Origin of the sequence: Vibrio hepatarius (assembly GCF_043642085.1) — a bacterium.
Taxonomy (GTDB): domain Bacteria; phylum Pseudomonadota; class Gammaproteobacteria; order Enterobacterales; family Vibrionaceae; genus Vibrio; species Vibrio hepatarius_C.
The window spans coordinates 1-1,261 of the sequence record NZ_JBHZSA010000046.1; the positions used below are offsets into that span (position 1 = coordinate 1).

The following is a 1,261-nucleotide window of genomic DNA, read 5'->3' on the forward strand; positions in this document are numbered from 1 at the left end:
TTCAGTCTAGTTTTGTGTTTATGGCACAATGGTTTAGGTAGGGTGGTTAGCGTTGTTCACACCTTAATTTGGCGTTATAACAACAAGGAGAGTTCCGTGAAAATAACAGTTTTAGATGACTACCAGGATGTGGTTAGAGCGTTAGGTTGTTTCGAATTACTATCACATCACGATGTGTCCATCTTGAACGAAACATTTCCTGAGTCGGAGTTGATAGCTAAGCTGAAAGACACAGAGGCTCTTGTTTTAATTCGAGAACGCACCGTTATTACAGAGTCACTGCTTGCACAGTTACCTAACCTTAAAGTTATCAGTCAAACAGGTAAAGTTAGCAATCATATTGATGTCCACCTATGCGAAAAGTATGGGGTAAAGGTGTTGGAGGGACGTGGCTCTCCTGTTGCTCCTTCAGAATTAACGTGGGCACTGATTATGGCGGCAAGTCGCCACATACCAACTTATTCAGCCAATCTCCAAAACGATACATGGCAGGAGTCTGGTGTGCTCGGTTTAGGTCGTACTCTAAATGGCTTGAAGCTTGGTATTTGGGGCTACGGAAAAATTGGACAACGAATTGCTCAATATGCAAAAGCATTTGAAATGTCAGTGGTTGTTTGGGGTAGTGAGCAATCGAGAAACCTTGCACTTGAACACGGCTTTGAAGCTGCCGCTTCAAAGGAAGCATTTTTCTCTGGTTCGGATATTCTGTCACTTCACTTACGTTTGAATGAAGTAACTAGGGCGTGCGTAACAGCTCAGGACTTGAGCTTAATGAAGCTCGATTCTTTATTTGTAAACACTAGTCGCTCAGAGCTTGTAGAAAACTCTGCGCTATACAACGAGCTGGTGGCGGTACCAACTAAGCGAGCTGCCGTTGATGTCTTTGATAATGAACCAGCATCGCTTGATAACGAGCCTTTATTGTCATTACCTAACGTAACGGCTACTCCACATTTGGGGTACGTAGAGCAAAACAGCTATGAGCTTTACTTCAAAATAGCATTCGAGAATATTTTAGCTTTCGAGCAGGGTAAGGCATAACCATCGGCATCGAGGAAATCGTTGTTATAACAAGCAATTTAAGAGGGATTCACAACGCTTGGCACTTTTGTTTCTACTTCAGTTTTCGTGTTTATGGCACAATGCTTTAGGTTTGGGGTGAGGCGTTGTTCACCCCTTAATTGGGCGTTAACTGCCTCGAGAATGTAGGCAAGTTTACCAATTGAAAATGTATTGTTTAGCTTGCATATCAGGTGATAAA

1 protein-coding gene is annotated in these 1,261 nt (G+C 42.7%); it reads left to right on the plus strand.

Annotation, left to right across the window (positions count from 1 at the left end; all coding sequences use genetic code 11):
• Window positions 1-96: 96 nt before the first annotated feature.
• Window positions 97-1,041 carry a D-2-hydroxyacid dehydrogenase family protein gene (locus ACHUFZ_RS21215; protein ID WP_394128711.1) on the plus strand — a complete coding sequence of 315 codons (945 nt, stop codon included), beginning with the start codon at window positions 97-99 and terminating at the stop codon, window positions 1,039-1,041.
• Window positions 1,042-1,261: the final 220 nt, after the last annotated feature.